The organism is Proteiniphilum sp. UBA1028 (assembly GCF_002316955.1).
Taxonomy (GTDB): Bacteria; Bacteroidota; Bacteroidia; order Bacteroidales; family Dysgonomonadaceae; genus Proteiniphilum.
Map to the genome: position 1 here is coordinate 1,862 of NZ_DCEN01000059.1, position 1,445 is coordinate 3,306.

Genomic DNA, 1,445 nt, shown 5'->3' on the forward strand with positions numbered 1-1,445 from the left:
GAAAACTGGCAAAAGAAAACAACAGAGCCCCACGAAACCAAACGTTACGGAAAATGGTATTACCAGGTCACCAGCGACTCTCCCTGGAACTATGCCTTACCTATCCGTAACTTAAGTAAAGAAAATGTTGAGAAAGCTTTTATTGTTGAAACAAAAAACATGACTTCAGATTATCCCTGGACGCTGCAAAATGCACCTGTTAAAATAAGAACAACAGGATTACGCCTCCCCGGATGGAAAGAATACAACGGGTCGGCCGGCCCGGTATCTTATTTTCTCACTGAACAGGAAAAAGACATTGGTAATGAAGAAGACATTGAACTTATCCCCTATGGGTGCAGTACATTACGAATTGCTGTTTTTCCCGTGAGAGACTGATGAAATGTATACACCCCAATAAGTTTACACTTTGGGTTACTAAACCATAAATTTATAGAATAGGCAGATATTAAGAGGAAATATTTGGTGCCCATTTGTTTTTTCATGCACTAATCTCTCCTTCTTTGTGAAATTCATAGACATGTTAAAAAATTCGACTATATTTGTGACAAAAGAATGTCACTAATATAAGCATTTAATCTTTGCTTAAATCGTTTTGCAAATTACTGTGTATGATACAAAATATGATATACCTATTGCTATTCCAGGAATTACTGAATTTAAATAATCATAGATATGAACAAACGGGAATTTATTAAATCGGCTGCCGCCATTGCGGGAGCGACAGTCGTTTCTCCCTTGTCTGCAACGATATCGCCCATTGAGACTGTCACTCCATCGTTGGGTCTATCATCAACCCTTGTAGACAATAAGCCGAAACAAAAAGTCGCCTTAAAAAAGAGCTTGGGGCTTGGAATGATCAAAGAGGAGTTGTCATTAACTGACAAATTTAAACTTGCCGTAGATCTTGGATTCAACGGTGTAGAACTAAACTCACCTGTTGATTTTAATATGCCCGAGATCCTTGAGGCAAAAGCCAAATCGGGGATTGAACTTCCCTCGGTTGTAAACAAGGACCACTGGAGTTCACCCCTTTCCGATCCCGACCCGGCCGTGAGGAAAAAGTGTATCGACTCTGTCGCGAAATCTTTGCAGGAGGTGAAAGAGATGGGTGGAGACACGGTTTTAGTCGTGCCGGGTGTAGTCAACGAAAAGGTATCTTACGAGCAGGCATACATCACTTCTCAAAACTCAATCAGAGAGCTGATTCCTTATGCAGAAGAAACAGGGATGCAAATTGCTTTGGAAAACGTATGGAACAATTTCCTCATAAGTCCGGTGGAAGCAAAAAGATTTGTTGATGAAATAAATCATCCTCTTGTAGGATGGTATTTCGATATTGGTAATGTGCTGCGTTACGGATGGCCTGAGCATTGGATCAGGACATTAAACAGACGCATTATGAAACTCCACATCAAAGAGTTCAGCCGCGAGCTGATGAACTC

The 1,445-nt window shown here is 40.7% G+C and carries 1 protein-coding gene and 1 pseudogene; both read left to right on the forward strand.

What is annotated here, in order from left to right; translation table 11 throughout:
- Positions 1-378, forward strand: a pseudogene (locus B3Z75_RS10585) (hypothetical protein); the annotation flags it as partial.
- Positions 379-675: 297 nt separating this feature from the next.
- Positions 676-1,445 (forward strand): sugar phosphate isomerase/epimerase family protein (locus B3Z75_RS10590; RefSeq protein WP_286845788.1); only part of this gene is annotated, 770 nt, incomplete at its 3' end.